This window comes from Gordonia alkaliphila, from assembly GCF_023017165.1.
Lineage (GTDB): Bacteria > Actinomycetota > Actinomycetes > Mycobacteriales > Mycobacteriaceae > Gordonia > Gordonia alkaliphila.
Genome location: NZ_JALKBW010000001.1, coordinates 377,226 through 398,198, shown reverse-complemented (window position 1 = coordinate 398,198; position 20,973 = coordinate 377,226). Strand labels below are relative to the sequence as shown.

Below are 20,973 nucleotides of genomic sequence, written 5' to 3'. Positions count from 1 at the left end.
CGACGTGCGAGCAAATTTCATTCTGCGCGAGGTCCTCACCGGATTCCGCCGCAACCTGACCATGACCCTGGCGATGATCCTGACCACCGCCGTGACGCTCGGCATGCTGGGTGGCGGTCTGCTGGTGATTCAGATGGCCGACAAGAGCCAGAAGATCTTCCTGGACCGCGTCGAGATGCAGTTCTTCATCACCGACGCGGTGACCGAAGCCGACGCGAACTGCACCAAGGATCCCTGCGCCCAGGTCAAACGCGACCTCGAGGCCGAGCCCGGGGTGTCGTCGGTGACCTACATCAGCAAGGAGCAGGCGTTCGAGACCGCGAAGGCGTCGTGGCAGGAGAGCTCACCCGAGGTGGCTGAGTTCCTGACCCCCGACTCGACGCAGGCCGCTCTGCGCGTGCGCACCTCCGACCCCGCGCGGTTCGGCGAGGTGCTCGACAAGTTCGCCAAGGCCCCCGGGATCGACGGGGTATTGGATCAACGTGAGCTGGTCAAACGCATTTTCAGCGTGCTCGACGGCGCGCGCAACGCCGCCTTCGTGATCGCCGCGATCCTCGCGTTGGCAGCGATCATGCTGATCGTGAACACCGTGCAGATCGCCGCGTACACGCGGCGGACCGAGGTGTCGATCATGCGGTTGGTGGGCGCGACGCGGTGGTACACGCAGCTGCCGTTCCTGCTCGAAGCGGTACTCGCCGCGGTGATCGGCGCGCTGCTGGCCATCGGCGGCTTGTTCCTGGGGAAGACATTCTTCTTCGACAAAGCCCTCGAGGACCTCTACGGTGTGAACATCTTGGCGCGCATCACTGCGGCCGACGTCTGGTTCGTCTCGCCGTGGTTGCTGCTGGCCGGCATCGTCGTCGCGGGCGTCACCGCGTATGGCACGCTGCGGGTCTACGTCCGCGATTGATTCTCGACAGCTGAAGGAGTTCTCGGTGCCCAGGGAGAAGGGCCGGTCGGTGATCGCCACCAACCGGAAGGCGCGACACAACTACACCGTCCTGGACACGTACGAGACCGGGATCGTCCTGCAGGGCACCGAGGTCAAGGCGCTCCGGGAGGGCAAGGCTTCGCTGGTCGACGCCTTCGCGACGCTGGAGAACGGCGAAGTGTGGCTGCACGCCCTGCACATCGCCGAGTACGGCCAGGGCTCATGGACCAACCATCCGGTGCGGCGCAAGCGGAAGCTGCTGCTGCACCGCCGCGAGATCGACCAGCTGGTGGGCAAGCTGCAGGACGGCAACCTCACGCTGGTGCCGCTGCAGATGTACTTCTCCGACGGGTACGCGAAGGTCGAACTGGCCCTGGCGAAGGGCAAGCAGGCCCACGACAAGCGCCGCGACATCGCCGAGCGGACCGCCAAACGCGAGGTCGAGCGGGAGATGGGCCGGCGCGTCAAGGGCATGTGAGCGTGCGCCGTTCGGCTGCCGTCGGTTCCATCCTGAGATGGGGTGCGACGACGCTGGCGGCCGCGGTGCTCGTCGGCTGTAGCGCCCCCGAACCGGTGTCGCCGCCGGTCGCCGCGCCGATGCAGGGCTGGCTGATCGCGTCCGACGACGGCTGCACGGTGACCTCCGACGAGGTCCGAGCCACCGCCGACGGCCTGCAGCGCACCGGACTGGCCGCCGCCGGCTATCGCACCGTCCTGGCGGCCTGTGCGGGGGAGCTGCGCTTCGTGGTCGACGCCGACCGCGCTTTCCTCCGTACGCGAGGTCTGTCGCTGGAGGCGATCGCCCCCGCGGATCCGCGCGTGCGGCAGGCGGTGCCGGCGGGTCGTCCTGTGGTCGCGCTGCAGACCGCGATCACCCGCGCGGTGATGACGGCGCGACCGCTGATCGTGGCGGGCGAGGCGCGCGTCGCTGTGCCGCCGGAGAACCTGGCGGTGCTGACGCGCGCCGACGTGCTCGACGTCGCGCGTGATGACCGTCGTGCAGCGGGCGCGCCGGTGCACGACGACCCGAACGTCAGCGTCCGCGCCGTGGGTGCCACCGGGCTGCTGGTGGGCCTGATCAACCCCGCGGCCGAGCGACGGACGGTCTCGGTGGCCATCGCCGACCTCAACCTCATGGGCGACGATTCGGTGCCCGCCACCGACCTGTGGACCGGACGACGACTGCACGCCGTCGACGGCCGCCTCGCCGTCGAGCTCGACCCGGGGGCGAGCGCTCTGCTGGCTATCGGCTGATCCCCGTGGGGGCGGTTCCGGAGAGGTCGACACCGGCGGGATGAAATCCGGCGGGGAAGCGGTTACAGTAGGTAGTCCGCCAGCGATGGCGGGTCACTATCTCGGGGCTGATCGGTTTCGACTTCGAGCATCGAGGTAGGGGAAGCGTGTCGGTGCAGGCTAGAGACCACCGTAAGCGTCGCAGCAACCAATTAAGCGCCGATTCCAATCAGCGCGACTACGCCCTCGCTGCCTGATCAGCGAGGCTAGTCTGTCGGCCCGGGTGGTGTTCCCGCACCCGGATGCCGGCATCAGCTAGGGAACTCACCGCCGTCGCCGGTCGCGGGCGCCGACGGGACAACAAACAGCGACTGGGATCGTCATCCCGGCTTGTTCGTGAGACCGGGAGATCCAAGTAGAGACAGAGCGGACTGCACACGGAGAAGCCCTACTGAAGTGTCGGAGGACCCGGGTTCAATTCCCGGCAGCTCCACCAAGAGCCCCCACCTGGTCGACCAGGTGGGGGTTTTCTCTTGTCACGAACGACCGGCGTGACGGTGAGCCCCACGCGACGCGAAGAACCCCTCGCCACCACGGTGGCGAGGGGTTCTTCGCATCGGAGTGATCCGATCAGGCCCACGGTCGAGTCGACCGGAGTCGACCCGCTGATCGGGTGCCGGGCAAGGGGTACCCGGCACCCGATCAGGCCTGGGGGCGCCTGAACCTAGACGGTGCCGGAGAACACGTGCAGGAGTGCATCGAGCACGCCGGGGTTGTCCTGGATCAGGGCCCACAGAGTCTGGTCGAACATGTAGTTCCTCCTTGATGTCGTCCGTTTGGATGACACCACCGTATCCGAGTCGGGGGCCGCCGCGCAGCTTCGTCGCGCAGTCGGACGTGACGAATATTGGCGTGGTGCCTCGGCGGAAGAGTCCTGAACAGCAGAAACCCCCAGCCGGAGTGCCCAGCTGGGGGTTTACTGAGAGTCTGCGAGGCTCAGAGGTCGAGCCCGTTCACCACTTCATACAGGCCCTCGGCGTAGTGCTGGCGGACGCGCTTCTTGTCGAACTTGCCGACCGACGTCTTGGGCACCTCCTGGCCGAACGTCCAGCGCTCGGGGACCTGCCAGCGCGGGACGCGCTCGCCCAGCCATTCCCGGGCGCCTGCGACGTCGAGCGTGGAGCCCTCCTTCAGCACGGCGAGCACGAACGGACGCTCGTCCCACTTGGCATCGGGCACGCCGATCACGGTGCACTCGAGGATGTCCGGGTGGCCGGCGATCTCGTTCTCCAGATCTACCGACGAGATCCACTCGCCACCGGTCTTGATGATGTCCTTGGTGCGGTCGACGATGGTCATGTAGCCGTCCGGGCTGATCGTGGACACGTCACCGGTGCGCAGGTAGCCGTCGTGGAACTTGGCCGGGTCGGAGACGTTGCCCTCCGGCGAGTAGTACGCGCCGGTGATCCACGGGCCGGCGACCTCCAGCTCGCCGCTGGTCTCGCCGTCGTTGGGCAGCACGTTGCCGTCGGCGTCGACGATCCGAGCCTGCACCGGGGCCGGGAAGCGGCCCTGCGTGACCCGGTAGGCGAAGGCCTCGTCGGGGTCGGTGACGCCGGCGGGCACGCGCGCCACCGAGCCCAGCGGGGAGGTCTCGGTCATGCCCCACGCGTGGGTGATGGGGGCGCCGTAGTCGTCGAACTGCGTGATCATCGACGGCGGAACGGCCGAACCGCCAACGACCACCTCGCGCAGGTGCGAGATGTCCTGCGGGACGGCGTTGAGGAGTGCGGAGACGCCGGACCAGATAGTCGGCACCGCGGCGGCCATGGTGGGCTTGGCCTCGGCCATCATCGCCAGCAGCGGCTCGGGCTGCAGGAAGCGGTCCGGGTGCAGCAGGCTCGCGCCGGCGAGCATGGCGGCGTACGGCATGCCCCAGCTCATGGCGTGGAACATCGGCACGATCACCAGGGCGGTGTCGCTGTTGGCCAGCGCCATGCCGTTGGAGGAGATCACCTGGAACGAGTGCAGGTAGATGGAGCGGTGCGAGTAGACGACGCCCTTCGGGTCGCCGGTGGTGCCCGAGGTGTAGCACATCGCGGCGGCGGCGTGCTCGTCCAGTTCCGGCCAGTCGTACCGGGTCGACTCGCCCGCGAGGAGCTCGTCCCAGGTGTGGACGGTGACGCCTGCGGGGGCGGTGATGGCGTCGGCCGGGCCGCTGCAGACCACCACGTGCTTCACGGTGGGGGCGTCCGGGAGGTACTTCTCCAGCATCGGGGCGACGCTGGCGTCGACGAAGATCACCTTGTCCTCGGCGTGGTTCATGATGTAGATCGCCTGCTCCGGCGACAGGCGCAGGTTCAGCGTGTGCAGCACGGCGCCCATCGACGGCACGGCGGCGTAGAGCACCTGGTGCTCGAGGTTGTTCCACATGAAGGTGGCGACGCGATCGCCGATCTCGACACCGAGCTTGGCCAGGGCGTTGGCGATCTGCGCGGCCTGATCGCCGACCTCGGCGAAGGAGGCGGTGCGCAGTCCCGAACCGGTCCACGTGCTGACCGTGGCCTCCCGATAGAACTTGCGGCTGTGCTCCAGCATGCTGGAGATCGTCAGCGCGCCTTCCTGCATCGTCGACTGAATCATGGACTGCTCCCTTTTCGTCACGTGGTGCGTCTTGCCGCGCATGCTGAGCATGCGCCATCTCAGATTAGTCGGCGTAGCCGCAACGATGTGACGACCCCCTCATTCGGCATCCGAGTGAGGGGGTTGTCACTGTGCTGCGGTGTGGTCGGTGCCTACGGCTTGGCGATCAGCTTGTACTCGGCGAGCAACTCGCCGACTTCGTTGTCGACGAACTTCTTGTACAGCTTCTCGCGCAGATGGTGCGGGCCGGGGAGTTCCACTTCCTGGCCATCGCGCAGCCGCGCCGTCGCATTGAGGAGATGACGCACATCGTAGGTGGATCCGAAGACCTCGGGGACGGCGCGTTCGATGTCGAGCAGCGTGTACACCGCCTCCATCGGGGTGCGCACCGAGTACTCGGTGGTGAAGATGCAGTCGCGACTCGGGCTTTCGGAGAACTGGCCGATGAAGGCGAAGTTCACCGATCCGGCCGGCACCACGTCCGGTCGGTCACCGGCCTGGCGCGGCATGAAGAACGCCGTGACGTACGGCATCATCACCGGCACCGCCTTCGCGCCGGTCGCGGCGAGACCGTCGATCTGATCGGTGGGCACACCCATGTGGTACAGCCACTCGCGGGTGATCTCCTCGCCGGTGCAGTCGGCCATCGTCTTCTTCACGTAGTCGCCCACGTTGTCCGGGAACAGGCCGTACACCCAGACGACGATCTGGTCGTCGGGCTGATTCTTGAAGTGCGGCTGGCGGTTCACCGTCCAGCTCATCAGCCAGCTCGAATCCTTGGCGGTCACGATGCCGCCGGTGACCACCTTGCCGCTGAACGGATCACGCTTACAGATCTTCTGGATGAACTCCGGAATCCGCTTGTCGAGCGTGGTGACCGTGCACGACTGCCACTTGGTCTCGTCGATGTGATCGGCGAAGACGCCGGGGCGGCCGAAGGACGGATCCTTCGCGGCGACGGTGCGCCACAGATCCCACGCCGGGGCCGGGCCCCGATTCAGCTGGGCCGGGGTCTGGTGGTCGCCCTCGTCGGAGTTCTCGGTGAGCGAGCCGATGGTCATGAAGACCAGGTCGTTCTCGGTCAGATCGACGCCGCCCTCGACGTCCTCGCTGACCCAGTGGATGCGGGTGGCCTGCTTGCGGGTGCCGTCGATGGCGAAATCGACGTCGGTCACCGTCGTGGAGAACTGGAAGTTGACGCCCTGATCGAGCAGCCAGCGATACAGCGGTAGCACCAGCGATTCGTACTGGTTGTACTTGGTGAACTTGAGGGTCGACAGGTCCGGCAGGCCCTTGATGTGATGGATGAAACGGTGCAGGTAGAGCTTGAACTCGAGGGCGCTGTGCCACTCCTCGAAGGCGAACATGGTGCGCCAGTACAGCCAGAAATTCCCCTTCAGAAACTCCTCGCTGACCACCTCGTTGATGCGCTTGTTCTCCATCTCCTCACGGGTGGCGAGGAAGATTCGCACGAGATCCTTCTGCGACTCGTCGCCCAGCGAGAACTTGTTGTCGGTGTGCGCGTCCTGCCCCTGATCGACGGTCACACGCTGCAGCGAGAAGTTCGGGTCGTCCTTGTTGAGCCAGTAGAACTCGTCCAGCACGCTCGCGTCGTCGATCTCCAATGACGGAATCGAGCGGAACAGATCCCACAGGCACTCGAAATGGTTCTCCATCTCGCGGCCGCCGCGGATCACGAAGCCCTTCTTGGGCACCTTGATGCCGTCGAGGGCGCCACCGGGCAGGTCCAGTTCCTCGAGGATGGTGATCCTGTCGCCGGCCATCTGGCCGTCGCGGATCAGGAACGCCGCGCCGGCCAGCGAGGCCAGGCCGGCACCGACGAACCACGCCGTCTTGTCGTCCACACCCGCAGGTTTGCGAGGTCGTGCGAAGGCCTCGTAGTTGCCGGCGTCGTGATGCATGTGTGCTCCATTCGTGGGTGAAAAGGGTGTGCTGAAGCCGACTTCGGCGGGTGATCGCCGAGCGGACACCCGCCGAAGTCGTGGGAGTTGTTGCTGATCGATTCCGTCGGTCAGACGTAGTCGTAGAAACCGTGACCGCTGGCCATGCCCAGGCGGCCCTTGTCGATGTAGTTCTCCTTGAGCCACGCGCCCAGCTTCTGCTGCTCGGCGTCGCCGTTGATCATGATGTTGTACGGCGTGTTCAGGCCGACGATGTCGTAGATCTGGAACGGGCCGAGCGGAGCGCCGGTCGCGATGCGCCAGACGTCGTCCACGGCCTTCGGGTCGGCGTAGTCGCCGGCCGCGAGTTCGGCCGCGGCGGCCAGGAACGGCACGAGGAGCGAGTTGAGGACGTAGCCGGCCTTCTCCTTGTGCATCGGGATCGGCACCATGCCGATCTCCGTGCCGAACTCGACGACCCGGTCGAAGACCGCCGTGTCGGTCTGCGGCGTGCCCATGATCTCGGCGGTGTTGAACTGCCACACGCGGTTCGCGAAGTGCATCGCGAGGAAGCGGTCCGGACGGCCGGTGGACGGCGCGATGTCGCTCGGCAGCAGGGTGGAGGAGTTGGTGCAGAAGATGGTGCGCTCGGGCGCGACCTTGTTGAGGTCGGCGAAGATGCCTTCCTTGATCGACAGGCGCTCAGGGGCGGCCTCGATCGCGATGTCGACGTCGGTGGCGGCCGACGCCATGTCCGAGTGGTAGGTGAGGCGGGCGAGGGCGGCGTCGACCTTCTCCTGGGTCGCATCCTTGACCTCGTTCAGATAGGTCTTCGCGAGGCCCGGGAACGTGGTGTCGCGCGCAGTGCCGACGATCTCGTCGCTGATGTCGTACACGGCGACGTCGAAGCCGGAATACGCTGTCTGATAGGCGATTTGGGAACCGAGAACACCGGTTCCGATGACCAGGACCTTCTTGATATCTGCCATGGGGAAAACGGTACGCGGCAATCCGATTCCCGGCTGAGAACCGTCCGGTTCGTGTCGCAATAGCCGGGCCCGGTCGTCGCGGATTGCTCGCTCACGCCACGCGCACGCCCTTGGCGAGCTTGCCCGCGGGTACCCGCAGCCGCCGGACCGCCACGGCGAAACCGACCAGACCGAGCACGACGGTGACGGCGACGCCCAGGTACCAACTGCGGCCGAGATCGCTTTCGGCATACCGATTTTCGTCTTCCCACCACCGCTCGCTGTCGCACGAGAGGTCGGTGATGTACGGGCCCGACCGGGCCGACGACAGGGTGTTCGCGGTGGAGCGCGGGACGCTTATCGCCCAGTCGTTCGTCCGCGCGGTCCCGGCGGCGAGGGTGTCGGCGACGATGAGAACCGGGTTGGGGGCCAGCAGCCACCAGACGTCCTCGGTGTGGTGGAACGTGACCTTCTTCGGCTGGGCGACGCAGGGTTCGCCAGCGTATTCCGGATCGGCCGCGGCGCGCGCCGGGTCCCATCCGTGCTGGGGGCGCAGCACCGTGTGGGTGCGTTCCACCGAGGGCAATGCCAGGCCGTAGATCGCGGGCAGGCCGAGCAGGAGGAACAGGACCGTCGACAGGGTGAGCATGGTCGACGCAGTCGGCCGGTTCGACAGCGCGGAGAAGCCGAGGCCGATGGCGCAGTAGCAGCCGAGCAGGACGGCGACCACGACGACGGCGATCACCGAGAAGAGCACGGAGCTGGCGGCTTCGGCGATGCCCCAAATCAGGTACGGGGAGGCGATCGCGAGGAAGGTCAGCGAGGCCAGCCACGCGCCGAGCCACTTCCCGAGGGCGAGTTCGGCCGCGCTGATCGGGGTCACCTGTACCAGGGCGAGGGTGCCGTCCCGGCGGTCGCCGTTGATCGCGGCCGCGCTGATCGCCGGTGCGCCGACCATGCCGACGAACAGCACGGTGCCCAGGGCGATGGTCAGCAGCTCGCGTGCCCAGTCGTGGTAGTCGTCGCTTCCGAGCGTGGTCACGTACAGCGACCCGAAGACGATGGCGGACAGCAGGCCGAACAACGCCAGGGCGGTCCACTTCCACCGGGTGGACCGAATGCGTTGGCGCACTTCGAGTTTCGTGATGACGGCGACAGTAGAGAGGTTCATGTCAGGTCCGATCCGCATGCAGGTCGAGGTAGGCCTGTTCCAGATTCGACGACGTCCGGCTGAATTCGGCGACCTGCGCCCCGTCGGCGACGAGTGCGCTCAGGTGCGCGGCGGCGGCCTCGTCGTCGTCGAAGGCGACGATCCGGGCGGCCGACTCGGACTGCCCGACGAGTCGGATCCGCCAGCCCGGTCTGCCGAGCTCGGCCGGGCGGGTGCGGCCGCCGACCATCAGCACCACGCGGTCGACCATCTCCTCGAGTTCGGTGAGGATGTGTGAGGACACCAGGACCGCGGCGCCGGCGTCGGCGGCGGCCCGCAGCTGGTCGCGCAGTTCCACCCGGGAACGCGGATCCATGCCGGACGCCGGTTCGTCGAGCAGCAGCACCCGCGGCCGGTTGACCAGTGCGCGTGCCAGGCCGAGGCGTTGGCGTTGGCCGCGGGACAGCTCGCTGGCCGGTCGGTGGGCGTGTTTGCTCAGGTGGACTTCGGCGAGGAGCTGGTCGGCGCGGTCGGCGGCCGCGCGCGGGGTGATCGAGTACAGGCGGGCGAAGGTCACCAGGATCTCGTGCGGGGTCAGCGAGTCCCAGGTGCCGAAGGCGTCGGGCATCCAGCCGACCGCGGCGCGCAGGGCGGGGGAGTCGGCGGGCGCGCCGTCGAGCAGCAGCTCGCCGGTGTCGGCCTTCAGGAGGCCGGCCAGGAGCAACAGCAGCGTCGTCTTGCCCGCGCCGTTGGGGCCGACCAGGCCGGTGATGGTGCCGGGTGTCAGGGTCACGGAGGCGTCCAGGACCGCCGGGTGTTTGCCGAACGATCGGGACAAGCCGGTGGCGACGAGGGGCATGCGGCCCATCGTAGGGGCAGCGGGTCAGGTTCTGCGGAGCGCCGCGTCGACGAAGTCGAGGGTGCGGCCGTGCCAGAGGCCGAGGTGGTCGAGCATGGCGTGGCGGCCGCCCGGCACCGGAAGGTATTCGGCGTTCACGCCGCGGGCGGTGAGTTCGGCGATGCCCTTCTGCGTGCGCTGGTGCCGGGTCACGGTGTCGGCCTCGCCGTGGATGGCCAGCACGCGGGCGTCGTCGTGGATGTACCGCCAGTCGGCGAACTGCCACCACGGGGCCAGCGCGAGGATGTCGGACACCGTCTCGTCGGCACCGAGATGCGCGACGATCCGCCCGCCCATGGAATGACCGATCAGCGCGACCGGGGTGTCCGGATAGGCGGCCTTCATGCGGTCGAGTGCGAAGCGGGCATGCGGCATCGGGCTGGCCTGCCCGCCGTTCCAGCCGTACACCCGGTAGGTGGCCTGCTGCACGCGGACGGCGCTGCCGAAGCGTGCCTGGATGGACAGACTGAACGGGTACATCCGCACCGCGGAACCCTGGGTGCGGGAGAACGGCCGGTAGCTGAAGTCGGTGCCGCCGGGCAGCACCAGCACCGCGAGGCGGGGTGAACGCATGACCGCCAGACTAGTGCGGACCTCCGGTGGCAGAATCGGGGCCATGGGGCATGAGCGGGCCGGTACTCCGGCGTTGGAAGAGGACCTGATCGACGTCGTCGCCGTAGAGCGGGCGTACTACGACATCACGCCCGATCCGGCCGACCCGGATCAGCAGGTGGTCTTCGGGACCTCCGGGCACCGGGGCAGCAGTGTCAACGGCGCCTTCAACGAGGATCACGTGCTCGCGATGACGCAGGCCATCGTCGAGTATCGAGCCGACGCGGGGATCACCGGCCCGGTGTTCATCGGCTTCGACACCCACCTGCTGTCGTTGCCGGCGTGGCGCAGCGCGCTGGAAGTGTTGGTGGGCAACGGAATCGCGGTGAGGACCGCGACCGGCGACGAGTTCACGCCGACGCCCGCGGTGAGCCGCGCGATCCTGAAGTTCAACGCCGAGCACTCCGATGCGACGGCCGACGGGATCGTCGTGACGCCGTCGCACAACCCGCCGGCCGACGGCGGCTTCAAATACAACCCGCCCAGCGGGGGACCGGCCGACGGCGCGATCACCTCGGTGATCGCCGCGCGCGCAAACGAACTCCTGCGCGACGGCCTGCGCGAGGTGCGGCGCGTGCCGTTCGAGCAGGCCCGCGCCAGCGAGCTGGTGACCGACTATCCGTTCCTCGACGAGTACGTGAGCGCGCTCGGGGAGGTGGTCGACATGGCGGCCATCGCCGCGGCCTGTATCCGGATCGGCGCCGATCCGCTCGGCGGCGCGTCGGTGGCCTACTGGGGTGCGATCAAGGACCACTACGGTCTGGACGGCATGACCGTGGTGAATCCGACCGTGGACCCGACGTTCGGTTTCATGACCCTGGACACCGACGGCAAGATCCGCATGGACTGCTCGTCGCCGGACGCGATGGCGTCGTTGATCGCGCAGCGCGCCGAGTTCGACATCGCCACCGGCAACGACGCCGACGCCGACCGGCACGGCATCGTGACCGCCGACGCGGGGTTGATGAATCCCAACCACTACCTCGCCGTCGCCATCGACTACCTGTTCACCCATCGGCCGCAGTGGGCCGATTCCACCGCGGTCGGCAAGACGTTGGTGTCGTCGTCGTTGATCGACCGGGTGGTCGCCGGCATCGGCCGCGACCTCGTCGAGGTGCCGGTCGGCTTCAAGTACTTCGTCGACGGTCTGGCTGACGGCTCGCTGGGCTTCGGCGGCGAGGAGAGCGCCGGGGCGTCGCTGCTGACCTTCGACGGACGGCCCTGGTCGACGGACAAGGACGGCATCGTGCTGGACCTGCTGGCCGCCGAGATCCTCGCGGTGACCGGGAAGACGCCGTCGCAGCGGTACGCCGAGCTGGCGGCCGAGTACGGGTCGAGCGCCTACGCCCGGATCGACGCACCGGCCGATCGCGAGCAGAAGGCCAAGCTGGCCGCGCTGTCGCCGGAGCAGGTGCAGGCCGACACCCTCGCCGGGGAGCCGATCACCGCGATCCTCACCGCCGCGCCGGGCAACGGCGCCGCGATCGGCGGGCTGAAGGTGACCACCGAGAACGCCTGGTTCGCGGCCCGCCCATCGGGCACCGAGGACGTCTACAAGATCTACGCCGAGTCGTTCCGCGGCCCCGAGCACCTCGCGCAGGTGCAGGCCGAAGCGCAGGCTCTGGTCGACGCCGCACTCGCCGGCTGACGCCCGCCGATGGGAGGCGCACTCGGGCGTGCCTCCCGCCGGTCGGGGGTCAGGACAGGCTGGGGCGTCAGGTCAGGCTGGGGACGGTCGGGTCGATCGGTACCTCGATCACCGTGGGTCCGGGCCGATCCCAGGCCTCGGCCAGCGCGGCCCGGATCTGCGCCGGTGTCGACGCCACGACGCCGGTGGCGCCGTATCCCTGCGCCAGCACCGCCGGCGCGATGCCGGGGATGTCCAGACCCGGCACGTTCGGGCTGTTCTCCAACACGCCGAAGGCCTTCAGGATCGCGTACTCGCGGTTGGTGGGGACCACCGTGACCAGCGGAAGCTCCTGCTGGACGGCCGTGTACAGCGACTGCACCGAGTACTGCATGGAGCCGTCGCCGATCACCGCGAGCACCGGGCGTCGTCGTTCGCTGTCCCGTTCGGCCAGCGTGATGCCGACCGCCGCGGGCAGATCCCAGCCCAGCGCACCGCTGGCGAAGGTGTAGAATGAGTCGGCCTGGGTGATCGGCCATTCGGCGTGCAGGTCGGCCAGGTTTGACGGGCTCTCCTCCACCAGGACGGTCTCCGGCGGGCACGCGGCGCGCAGCACCCGGAATAACTGGCGGGCGGTGAGCTGTTCGTCGTCCTCGGGCGCGGTGATCGACGCCTCGGCCGGGGCGTGGGGCGCCATGCCGTGTTCCTGCCGCTGGACCGCGGCCTGCGTGGAACCGGCCGGCAGCAGACGGGCGAGACTTTCGAGTGCCAGCACGGCGTCGCCGATCAGACTGTCGCCGACGGGCGCGCGGCCGGACTCGGCCGGATCGGACGTGATGTGCAGCAGCCGGGCGCCGTCGGGCAGATAGTCACCGGCGATCCACGGGTAGTAGCGGAACACCGGGGCACCGATCACCAGGACCACGTCGTGCCCGGCCAGACGCTCCGCGAGCGGACCCTGCGCGAAGGGCAGCCCGCCGGCGTACAGCGGGTGGTCCTCCGGGAACGGGGGACGTTCGCTGCTCGGGGCCGCCCACACCTTGACACCGGTGTGCTCGGCGAAGGCCACCGCCTGCCGCCAGCCGTCGCCGCGGGCCACATCGGACCCGAGCACGACGACCGGATTGGCCGCTTCGGCGAAGACCCGGGCGAACTCGGCGAGGCGGGCGGGATCGGCGGCCACCCGGCTCGCGACCGACCGCACGGCCAATGGGATGGGGCACTCCGCCTCCCAGTCGTCGAGCGGGATCGAGAGGAACACCGGACCGGCGGGCGGTTGCAGGGCGACGGCCCAGGCCCGCATGAACGCGGCGGGAACGTCCTCCGGGCGCACCGGTTGGTACGCCCACTTCACGTAGGGCGCCAGGATGTTCTGCGGATCGGGATTGGCCAGCCACGGGTCCAGCAGCAGCATGTCGCGCGTCTGCTGACCGGCGGTGATGATCAGCGGGGTGCGGTTGGAGGCCGCGGTCAGTACCGCGCCCAGCGCGTTGGCCGCGCCGGCCGCGGTGTGGACGTTCACCAGCGCGGGTGCGCGGGTGGCCTGGGCGTAGCCGTCGGCGGCGGCCACCACCGACCCTTCGTGCAGGCCGAGGATGTATCGGAAGTCGTCCGGGAAGTTCTGGAGGAAGGTCTCTTCGGTGGAGCCGGGGTTGCCGAACACGGTGGTCAGGCCCAGCTCGCGCAGGAGGGTGAAGGTGGCCTCGCGGACCGTCGTCATGCGAATCGTCCTGTTCTTCTCGGTGAGTTCTCTGAGGCGCCCGTGATCAGACGGCGAGCGGGTTCGACGTCGACGTCATGTGCGGGTGGGTCGCGGCCCGGGCGGCGACGTCGGTCACCGAACCGGCGGTGAGCACGAACGAGTCCGCGCGGGCGGCGTTCCAGTCGTCGACCCATGACGCAGGCGGGCTGCTCAGCAACTCGCCGGGGCGCAGCCATTCGTAGATTTCGGCGTACGACTTTGACTGGTTGGGGCCGACGGTCCGCATCAGCATGGTCGGGTGCAGATCGGCGAAGCTCTGCAGACCCATCGAGGCCACGAACTGTTTGGCGTTGGAGACCACGTGGCGCTGCAGGTTGTAGACGCGTTCGGTCTTGTCGGCCACATCGAGCGCCCGCGCCCGTCTGGGGTCTTGAGTCGCGACGCCGACGGGGCACTTGTTGGTGTGGCATTGCTGTGCCTGAATGCAGCCGACGGCCATCATCATGGCGCGGGCGGCGAGGGTGAAGTCGGCGCCCTGAATGACACGCTTGACGATGTCGAAGCCGTCGGTGATCTTGCCGGAGGCGCCGATCCGAATCCGATCGCGCAGCCCGACGCCGACGAGGGCGTTGTGCACGGTCATCAGGCCCTCGGTGAGCGGCATTCCGACGTGGTCCTCGAACTCGACCGGTGCCGCACCGGTGCCGCCTTCGGCGCCGTCGACGATGATGAAGTCCGGGACGATCCCGGTGGTCAGCATGGCCTTGCAGATGCCGAGGAACTCGCTGCGGGAGCCGACGCACAGCTTGAAGCCGACGGGCTTGCCGCCACTGAGGGCGCGCAGCTGGGCGAGGAAGTCGCACAGGCCTTCCGGCGTGTGGAACCGGTTGTGCGACGGCGGGGACACCACCGTCTGGCCCGCCGGCACGCCGCGCATGTCGGCGATCTCCTGGGTCACCTTGGCGCCCGGCATCACGCCGCCCAGACCGGGCTTGGCGCCCTGCGAGAGTTTGATGGAGACGCACTTGATCGACGGCGCCTGCACCTTGTGCGCGAAGAGGTCGGCGTCGAATCGGCCGTCGGCGGTGCGGCAGCCGAAGTAGCCGGTGCCGATCTCCCAGATGAGGTCGCCGCCCGGCTCCAGGTGGTGGCGGCTCAGACCGCCCTCGCCGGTGTCGTGGATGAAGCCGCCCTTGGCCGCGCCGCCGTTGAGGGCGCGGATCGCGTTGGCCGACAGCGCGCCGAAGCTCATCGCGGAGACGTTGAACAGCGCCATGTCGTACGGCTGGGTGCAGTCCGGTCCGCCCACGCGCACGCGCGGAACGGTGTCCGGCGCGGGGTGCGCGGCGATGGAGTGCCGCACGAACTCGTAGTCGGGCCGGTACAGATCGCGTTCGGTGCCGAACGGGTCGACATCCTTCACGTTCTTCGCGCGCTCGTAGATCGCGGTGCGGTTGGTCCGATCGAAGGGGCGGCCGTCGAAGTCGCGTTCGATGAAGTACTGCTGGATCTCCGGTCGGATGAACTCGAGGAGGAAGCGGAAGTGCCCGAGCACCGGGAAGTTCCGGAGGATGCTGTGCCGCTTCTGCACCAGGTCGAAGCTGCCGACCAGCGCGATGAGCAGCAGTGACACGGTGAGAAACAGCCACCACGGCGACACCAGGAATACCAGGGCGAACGACGCCCCGCCCAGAACCCAGAACGCCAGCACGCTTAACCATCGAGCCACTGAACTTCTCCCCTTCCATGTGCGGCCGCGACGGGGTTCGCCGTGCCCGGTGAATGTGCGGTGCGGAGCCGAGGACTCAGGCGTCGTCCGGGGTCAGCGCGATGTACTTGGTGTCGAGGTACTCCTCGATGCCGGTGACGCCGCCCTCCACGCCCAGACCGGAGTGTTTGACGCCGCCGAACGGCGCGGCCGGATCGGAGATCACGCCGCGGTTCACGCCGACCATCCCGTACTCCAGGCGGGCCGCGACCCGCTTGGTCCGGTTGAGGTCGTTGGTATAGAAGTAGGACGCCAAGCCGTAGTCGGTGTCGTTGGCGGCCGCGACGGCCTCGTCCTCGGTGTCGAAGCCGACGATCACCACCACCGGACCGAAGATCTCCTCGTCGCGGATCCGGCAGTGGTCCGGGACGTCGGTCAGCAGCGTCGGCGGGTAGAAGAAGCCGGGGCCGTCGAGCCGGGTGCCCCCGGTCTGCACAGTGGCGCCGGCCTCGACCGCCTCGTCGACCAGTGCGGCGACCCGATCGAGCTGCTTCGCGTTGATCAGCGGGCCGAGCTCGCTGGTGTCGTCGTACCCGGGGCCCACCGTCATCGTGGACAGCCGCTCGGTGAGGGCCGCGGTGAAGGCCGGGCGGATCCCGTTCTGCACCAAGAAGCGGTTGGCCGCGGTGCAGGCCTCGCCGCCGTTGCGTATCTTGGCGGCCATCGCGCCCTCGATCGCCTTGCCCAGGTCGGCGTCGTCGAACACGATGAACGGTGCGTTGCCCCCGAGCTCCATAGACGTGCTCAGGACCTGGTCAGCGGACTGCTTGATCAGGAGACTGCCGACGCCGGTGGACCCGGTGAACGAGACCTTGCGGACGCGGCGATCGGCCATCACCGCCGCCGACTGCGCGGCCGAACCGGTGCCGGTGGGGACCACCGTCAGCACGCCGGGCGGCAGACCGACGTCGGCGAAGACCTTCGCGAGCAGCAGCATGGTGAGCGGGGTGTCTTCGGCGGGCTTGACGATCATGGGGCAGCCGGCGGCCAGCGCCGGGCCGATCTTTCGGGTGCCCATTGCGAGCGGGAAGTTCCACGGCGTGATCGCGTACGACGGCCCGATCGGCTGCTTGATCACCAGGATGTCGCCGTTGCCGGCCGGGGCCGTGGTGGTGCGGCCGCCGATGCGCACGGCCTCCTCGCTGAACCAGCGGAGGAACTCGGCGCCGTAGTTCACCTCGCCGACGCTCTCGGGCAGAATCTTGCCCATCTCCAGTGTCATCAGCAGGGCGAAGTCGGCGGACCGTCGCTGCACTTCCTCGAAGGCGGCACGCAGAATCTCGGCGCGTTCGCGGGGCGGGGTGGCCGCCCACTTCGGGCCGGCCTCGGCGGCCTCGGCGACGGCCGCCATCGCGTCTTCGACACCGCCGTCGGCCACCTCCACCAGCACGTCGCCGGTGGCCGGATCGATCACCGGGAAGGTCTTGCCAGAGGCCGCCGGCACGGACGTGTTCGACAGCCAGATGCCGGTCGGAACGTGATCGAGGAGGGCTCGGCGGTCGGTCATGGAACGATCCTTCGGCTCGGCGCACGGGGCCGCAGCGGCCGGGTCGGCGTGCGTCCCCCTTCACCTTGCACTCTATGACCTGGCCCTGACATCGGGGGCGAGTCAGGCATCGTCGTCGGATCCGGTCCAGAAAAGACCGACTAGAGTCGAGTCCGTGAGCAAGAAGACGCCGGGTGCGCCGAAGGAAATCGCCGACTATCAGCCGCGGGCCACCTCCAGTCGGTCGACGTACATCATGATCGGAGTGGCCGTCGCGGTGGCCGCGCTGATCATCGGCGGCTTCGTGTGGAGCAACACCCGGTCGTACCCGCCCGTCGACGACAAGGTGCTCGCCGAGAACGCCGCCTTCATCGTCGGTCCCCAGGATGCGAAGGTCACCGTCGACGTCTTCGAAGACTTCACCTGCCCCGCCTGCAAGCAGTTCGAGGGTCAGTCCGGCACGGCGCTGGCCGCCGCCGTGCAGGCCGGACAACTGCGCGTGCGCTACCACCTGCTGACCTTCATGGACGAGAAGTCGCCGTCGGGCGACTACTCCTCGCGCGGCGCCGGTGCCATCCTGTGCCTGGCGCGCGGCGGTGACTCGGTGCAGGTCTTCAACCGCCTGCACGCCGAACTGTTCGCCAAGGCCGGCGGCGACAGCGATCCGGACAACGCGGCGATCGCCGTGATGGCGGCGCAGGCCGGAGCCTCCGAAGCCACCCAGAAGTGCATCGCCGACGGCGCGCAGGTCGACGCCGCCAAGAAGATGGCCGACGCCTCGCGCACGCAGCTCGCCAACTCCAACGAGGGCAAGGTCGCGACGCCGACCGTGCTGGTGGCCGGCGAAGCGGTCGAGGGCATCATGGATGGCGACGCCTGGATCGCGAAACTGATCACCGGCGGCCCGTCGAACTGATTCCGCCGAACCCCACCGGAATCGCTCTGAACAGCTGATTTGGTTCCACTTCGAGCGGTAGGGTAACTTAGCTAGCGCACCTCAAGGGGTGCACGAAACGAATACGGGGCTATGGCGCAGCTGGTAGCGCACCACACTGGCAGTGTGGGGGTCAGGGGTTCGAGTCCCCTTAGCTCCACAATTGAAGACGTACTAGAACTCCTGACATCAGTTGATGTCGGTTCTGGTGTGAGGGCGGCGAGGGGCTCAGCGAGTCGGATCGTCGCCCTTTCGTCTTCACTGATCTCGATGCCGTCGGTGAGCGCTTGGTTCGCGAGCCGCTTGCCTTGATCGTTCGTGCGGGCGTAGAGCGTGGCGCAGTCGACCAGCAGGCTGAGGGCTGTGCTGAGTTGTTTGCGTGCTCCGGTGTGGTGGTCGTGTTCGCTGGCGAGGCGGCGGTCGATGTCGGCGAGGCCGGTGCGGATGCGGTCTTGGTGACGCTTCAAGGTCTCCAGGTCGATGGCGTCAGCGAAGTGAGCCGCCAGGAGTTTGTCGCTCTCGTTCTGGAGTCGCTGGCGGTTCTCGGTCAGCTCGGCCAACTCTTGAGAGCGGGAGGCGAGGCGTTCATCGAACGCGGCCTCGACCTGGGCGGCGAGGGCTGTGTAGTCGGCCTCGGTGATCGCGATGTCTTGGTAGCAGTCGGCGACGAGTTGCTCGGCGACACCGATCGGCACGGCTCGGCGAGTGCAGTTCTTACGTTTCGAGGCTCGCCCGGAGCAGACGTAGTACCCATAGCGGACGCCTTGCTTGTTCGCCGGGTAGTCCAGTTGCATCCGTGATCCGCACGATCCGCAGTACAGGGTGCCTTTGAGGTAGTGGTCGTGTGAGCGTCGCCGTTCGGAGGCGATCTTGCGCGAGTCGAGGAGTCGTTGGACGTGCTGCCAGGTGTCGATGTCGATGAGGGGTTCGTGGGTGCCGGGCTGTTCTGCGCCTTTGTAGCGGACGATGCCGATGTAGTAGGGGTTGCGCAGGATCTTGAAGAACCCGGACCGTGCCATCGGACCGGAGGGGCGCTTGGGAGTGGGCACAGTGGTCAGGCCGCGCGCGGTGACCTCGGCGAGCAGGTCAACGACGGTGCGGTCCCCAGTGGCGTACTGCTCGAATACCCATCGGATGAGCGGCGCGCGTTCGGGGTCGATCTCCACGGTGCGGTATTCGCGGCCCTGTTCGTCGCGCTTGCGGACGTTGAGGTAGCCGATGGGTGCACGCATCGGGGTGCCGCCGGTCTCGAACTTCTGCGTGAGGCCTTTGGTGACTTCGGTGGCGAGGTTCTTGGAGTAGAACTCGGCGATGGACGACATGATGCCGTGCAGCAGCATTCCCGAGGGTGTCTCGTCGATGTTCTCCGTCGCTGAGACCAGCGTTACTCCTGCTTCGACGAGGCGGCGGTGGATCTCCACATCGTCGACCCGGTTGCGGGCGAGGCGGTCGACTTTGTGCACGATGCAGTAGCTGACCTGATGGGTCGCGATGTATTCGAGCATCCGTTGCAGGTCGGGTCGGTCAGCTGAGCGGGCAGATTCTCCGGCGTCGACGAACTCCGCCACGACCCGCGCGCCGAGAGACTCGGCTTTGCGGGCGTTGGCCTCACGTTGGGCGGGGATCGAGAACCCTTCGTCGCGTCCGCCCTTGGCTGCTTGTTCTTTGGTGGAGACTCGCTGGTAGGTGACTGCCGTGAACATCGGGGCGGAGTCGGTCTCAGTGTTCGGGGCGAGGAGTGTCATCGTGATCTGTTCCTTGCTCATCTGCCGGAGCAGATGGTGATGCGTCGTGGATGCTCGGAGCGCCGAGTCGGCGCTGGCGTTCATCGAGTTCGTGGGCGTGGAGTTCGTCGGCGAGGTGCAGCACGAGGTCGACCAGACGGGCGCGATCAGGTGTGGAGCGCACCCGAGGTTCGGCTGAGATACGCCGCCCCGTGTTCGTCGTCCGGTAATGCCTCATGCCCTACAGGTGCACTCGGTACCTGTCGGCGCGGGTGGTCGTGCTTGCGTTCACGGCGACGGACGCTGATGAGTCGGGCGGCTGTGATGGGGCCGTTGATGAGGAACTTGAACGCATTGATGATGCACAGCAGCACGATCAGGTGCAGCCAACCGGGGCCGCCATCGGCGATGAGCGTGGTGCACCAGTAGGCGGTCGCGAAGTAGACGACGGAGAGCAGCATGGCCGGGATGCCCCAGCGCAGCCCTCGCCTGGTGCGCAGTGCGTCGAGCAGAATGTTGGTGGGCATCCAGACGCGCATAAAGGTGCGGATGCGGGTGCTAGTGTTCCAGATCAGTCGGAGCATGACGGAGTCCTCCCAAGTGGCGACGCCTTGATGGGATGGACTCACCTGGGCGGGATGCCCGGCTCGTCATGCCGCCTCCACGGAGGGTGACGGCCTAGCTGATGTAATGTCGCCTGTTCCCTTGATTCTACCGGGTCAGCTGACACTCGGGAAGGGCATGCGTGTGGGGTCGAGCTGTGTGGCTCGACCCCACGAGTGTTCTTCGGACGTTCAGGCGAGTTCGCCGGTGTCAGGGTTGAGGCTGGCGTAGAAGTCGTGCTCGATCTGTCGGCGGCGTTCGATGTCGGCGATGACGAACGCCACGAAGTCCTCGTCACGGTTCTCGATGGGGGTGTCTTCGATGGGCGCGGCGTCATCCTCTCCTGGCCAGATCGTCTGGCGAGTGGGCCGGTCCCGGTCGAGCCGGGTGCCGCTGGCGGCGACCCAATCGCGCAGTCGCTGTCGGGTATCTGCGAAGTCGCGATGCCAGCCGATCGGTGCCGAACCGTTCTGCTGCGGATCGAAGGCGTTGAGCCAGTGGGTGTGGAGAGCGGAGAGTTCCCAGTGCAGCTCGGGGTGCCGATGCCACATTGGAGGAATCACCGAGGTGGGCAGCCCGTAGGTGCTGCGCAGCCAGTTCACCCACTGGTTCAGCTCCAACCAGGCATGCTCTGCCTCATCAGCGGTCAAGAGGTTCCAGTTGATCGGGCCGGGCGGTTCCTCCAGCACCGGTCCGAGGTCACCGTGCGGTTCCGGCGTCGATGCGGGGTCGAGATCGGGGTCTGGCCGCTCGTCAGGTTCTTCGGCTGGTGCGTGAGTGTGATCGCTCATGG

General features: G+C 67.7%; 19 protein-coding genes, 1 tRNA gene, 1 other RNA gene and 1 pseudogene. 9 read left to right on the top strand and 13 right to left on the bottom strand.

Annotation, left to right across the window (positions count from 1 at the left end; translation table 11 throughout):
• The first annotated feature begins 4 nt into the window (after positions 1–4).
• The 4 genes from ftsX (at position 5) to ssrA (ending at position 2,660) form a co-directional block, all read left to right on the top strand.
• Entirely contained in the window at positions 5–910 is a 906-nt protein-coding gene (ftsX, locus tag MUG78_RS01870) for a permease-like cell division protein FtsX (protein WP_246991655.1), read from the top strand.
• Positions 911–935: 25 nt separating this feature from the next.
• Positions 936–1,409: an SsrA-binding protein SmpB gene (smpB, locus tag MUG78_RS01865; RefSeq protein WP_246991653.1), complete on the top strand. Its 474-nt coding sequence runs from the start codon at positions 936–938 to the stop codon at positions 1,407–1,409.
• Positions 1,410–1,411: 2 nt separating this feature from the next.
• On the top strand, positions 1,412–2,185 hold the full coding sequence (locus MUG78_RS18230; protein ID WP_246991651.1) for a hypothetical protein: 774 nt from the start codon (positions 1,412–1,414) through the stop codon (positions 2,183–2,185).
• Between the two features lie 103 nt (positions 2,186–2,288).
• Positions 2,289–2,660, top strand: a transfer-messenger RNA (tmRNA) gene (ssrA, locus tag MUG78_RS01855).
• Positions 2,661–2,888: 228 nt separating this feature from the next.
• On the opposite strand, the gene MUG78_RS18055 is transcribed toward ssrA, so the two are convergent.
• The 7 genes from MUG78_RS18055 to MUG78_RS01825 form a co-directional block, all read right to left on the bottom strand.
• Positions 2,889–3,011 carry a hypothetical protein gene (locus tag MUG78_RS18055; protein ID WP_281499767.1) on the bottom strand — a complete coding sequence of 41 codons (123 nt, stop codon included), beginning with the start codon at positions 3,009–3,011 and terminating at the stop codon, positions 2,889–2,891.
• Between the two features lie 149 nt (positions 3,012–3,160).
• Complete coding sequence (locus MUG78_RS01850; RefSeq protein WP_246991649.1) at positions 3,161–4,807, bottom strand: long-chain fatty acid--CoA ligase; 1,647 nt, start codon at positions 4,805–4,807, stop codon at positions 3,161–3,163.
• Between the two features lie 152 nt (positions 4,808–4,959).
• Positions 4,960–6,729 (bottom strand): oleate hydratase, encoded by a 1,770-nt coding sequence (locus MUG78_RS01845; RefSeq protein WP_246991647.1) that lies wholly within the window; start codon positions 6,727–6,729, stop codon positions 4,960–4,962.
• Between the two features lie 110 nt (positions 6,730–6,839).
• Entirely contained in the window at positions 6,840–7,697 is an 858-nt protein-coding gene (locus tag MUG78_RS01840; RefSeq protein ID WP_246991645.1) for a 3-hydroxyacyl-CoA dehydrogenase, read from the bottom strand.
• A 91-nt stretch (positions 7,698–7,788) separates the two neighbouring features.
• The gene (locus MUG78_RS01835) at positions 7,789–8,847 is read right to left on the bottom strand and encodes an ABC transporter permease (protein ID WP_246991643.1); all 1,059 of its coding nucleotides are present in this window, start codon (positions 8,845–8,847) and stop codon (positions 7,789–7,791) included.
• 1 nt (position 8,848) lies between these two features.
• A complete protein-coding gene (locus MUG78_RS01830) occupies positions 8,849–9,685 on the bottom strand; it encodes an ABC transporter ATP-binding protein (RefSeq protein ID WP_246991641.1) in 837 nt (278 codons plus the stop codon).
• 24 nt (positions 9,686–9,709) lie between these two features.
• The gene (locus MUG78_RS01825; RefSeq protein WP_246991639.1) at positions 9,710–10,297 is read right to left on the bottom strand and encodes an alpha/beta hydrolase; all 588 of its coding nucleotides are present in this window, start codon (positions 10,295–10,297) and stop codon (positions 9,710–9,712) included.
• A gap of 43 nt (positions 10,298–10,340) precedes the next feature.
• Here MUG78_RS01825 and pgm point away from each other — a divergent pair, with 43 nt between their 5' ends.
• Positions 10,341–11,984, top strand: a complete 1,644-nt coding sequence (gene pgm, locus MUG78_RS01820; protein WP_246991637.1) for a phosphoglucomutase (alpha-D-glucose-1,6-bisphosphate-dependent) — start codon at positions 10,341–10,343, stop codon at positions 11,982–11,984.
• A gap of 67 nt (positions 11,985–12,051) precedes the next feature.
• Here the strand turns inward: pgm and mdlC are convergent, their stop codons facing one another.
• The 3 genes from mdlC to MUG78_RS01805 form a co-directional block, all read right to left on the bottom strand.
• A complete protein-coding gene (mdlC, locus tag MUG78_RS01815; protein WP_246991635.1) occupies positions 12,052–13,683 on the bottom strand; it encodes a benzoylformate decarboxylase in 1,632 nt (543 codons plus the stop codon).
• 46 nt (positions 13,684–13,729) lie between these two features.
• Positions 13,730–15,394 (bottom strand): FMN-binding glutamate synthase family protein, encoded by a 1,665-nt coding sequence (locus MUG78_RS01810; RefSeq protein ID WP_246991633.1) that lies wholly within the window; start codon positions 15,392–15,394, stop codon positions 13,730–13,732.
• A 76-nt stretch (positions 15,395–15,470) separates the two neighbouring features.
• Entirely contained in the window at positions 15,471–16,940 is a 1,470-nt protein-coding gene (locus MUG78_RS01805; protein ID WP_246991632.1) for an NAD-dependent succinate-semialdehyde dehydrogenase, read from the bottom strand.
• Between the two features lie 154 nt (positions 16,941–17,094).
• Here MUG78_RS01805 and MUG78_RS01800 point away from each other — a divergent pair, with 154 nt between their 5' ends.
• The 3 genes from MUG78_RS01800 (at position 17,095) to MUG78_RS01790 (ending at position 18,653) form a co-directional block, all read left to right on the top strand.
• Positions 17,095–17,835, top strand: a complete 741-nt coding sequence (locus tag MUG78_RS01800) for a DsbA family protein (RefSeq protein ID WP_246991630.1) — start codon at positions 17,095–17,097, stop codon at positions 17,833–17,835.
• 105 nt (positions 17,836–17,940) lie between these two features.
• Positions 17,941–18,013, top strand: a tRNA-Ala gene (locus MUG78_RS01795).
• A gap of 127 nt (positions 18,014–18,140) precedes the next feature.
• Positions 18,141–18,653, top strand: a complete 513-nt coding sequence (locus tag MUG78_RS01790) for a hypothetical protein (protein WP_246991628.1) — start codon at positions 18,141–18,143, stop codon at positions 18,651–18,653.
• Here MUG78_RS01790 and MUG78_RS18400 read toward each other — a convergent pair.
• A pseudogene (locus MUG78_RS18400) lies at positions 18,573–19,556 on the bottom strand (recombinase family protein); the annotation flags it as partial. The gene MUG78_RS01790 and the pseudogene MUG78_RS18400 sit on opposite strands and share 81 nt — an antisense overlap.
• An 88-nt stretch (positions 19,557–19,644) precedes the next feature.
• Here MUG78_RS18400 and MUG78_RS18045 point away from each other — a divergent pair.
• Positions 19,645–19,776, top strand: coding sequence for a hypothetical protein (locus MUG78_RS18045; protein WP_281499765.1), 132 nt, complete (start codon positions 19,645–19,647; stop codon positions 19,774–19,776).
• On the opposite strand, the gene MUG78_RS01780 is transcribed toward MUG78_RS18045, so the two are convergent.
• Entirely contained in the window at positions 19,745–20,161 is a 417-nt protein-coding gene (locus MUG78_RS01780; RefSeq protein ID WP_246991624.1) for a sulfate permease, read from the bottom strand. The two genes, MUG78_RS18045 and MUG78_RS01780, sit on opposite strands and share 32 nt — an antisense overlap.
• 210 nt (positions 20,162–20,371) lie before the next feature.
• Positions 20,372–20,971, bottom strand: coding sequence for a hypothetical protein (locus MUG78_RS01775; RefSeq protein ID WP_246991622.1), 600 nt, complete (start codon positions 20,969–20,971; stop codon positions 20,372–20,374).
• Between the last annotated feature and the right edge of the window lie 2 nt (positions 20,972–20,973).

Excerpts from the sequence above, each read along its gene's own strand:
- MUG78_RS01850 (WP_246991649.1), bottom strand. The coding sequence starts at position 4,807 with ATGATTCAGTCGACGATGCAGGAAGGCGCGCTGACGATCTCCAGCATG.
- MUG78_RS01845 (WP_246991647.1), bottom strand. The coding sequence starts at position 6,729 with ATGCATCACGACGCCGGCAACTACGAGGCCTTCGCACGACCTCGCAAA.
- MUG78_RS01840 (WP_246991645.1), bottom strand. The coding sequence starts at position 7,697 with ATGGCAGATATCAAGAAGGTCCTGGTCATCGGAACCGGTGTTCTCGGT.
- MUG78_RS01835 (WP_246991643.1), bottom strand. The coding sequence starts at position 8,847 with ATGAACCTCTCTACTGTCGCCGTCATCACGAAACTCGAAGTGCGCCAA.
- MUG78_RS01830 (WP_246991641.1), bottom strand. The coding sequence starts at position 9,685 with ATGCCCCTCGTCGCCACCGGCTTGTCCCGATCGTTCGGCAAACACCCG.
- MUG78_RS01825 (WP_246991639.1), bottom strand. The coding sequence starts at position 10,297 with ATGCGTTCACCCCGCCTCGCGGTGCTGGTGCTGCCCGGCGGCACCGAC.
- pgm (WP_246991637.1), top strand. The coding sequence starts at position 10,341 with ATGGGGCATGAGCGGGCCGGTACTCCGGCGTTGGAAGAGGACCTGATC.
- mdlC (WP_246991635.1), bottom strand. The coding sequence starts at position 13,683 with ATGACGACGGTCCGCGAGGCCACCTTCACCCTCCTGCGCGAGCTGGGC.
- MUG78_RS01805 (WP_246991632.1), bottom strand. The coding sequence starts at position 16,940 with ATGACCGACCGCCGAGCCCTCCTCGATCACGTTCCGACCGGCATCTGG.
- MUG78_RS01780 (WP_246991624.1), bottom strand. The coding sequence starts at position 20,161 with ATGCTCCGACTGATCTGGAACACTAGCACCCGCATCCGCACCTTTATG.
- MUG78_RS01775 (WP_246991622.1), bottom strand. The coding sequence starts at position 20,971 with ATGAGCGATCACACTCACGCACCAGCCGAAGAACCTGACGAGCGGCCA.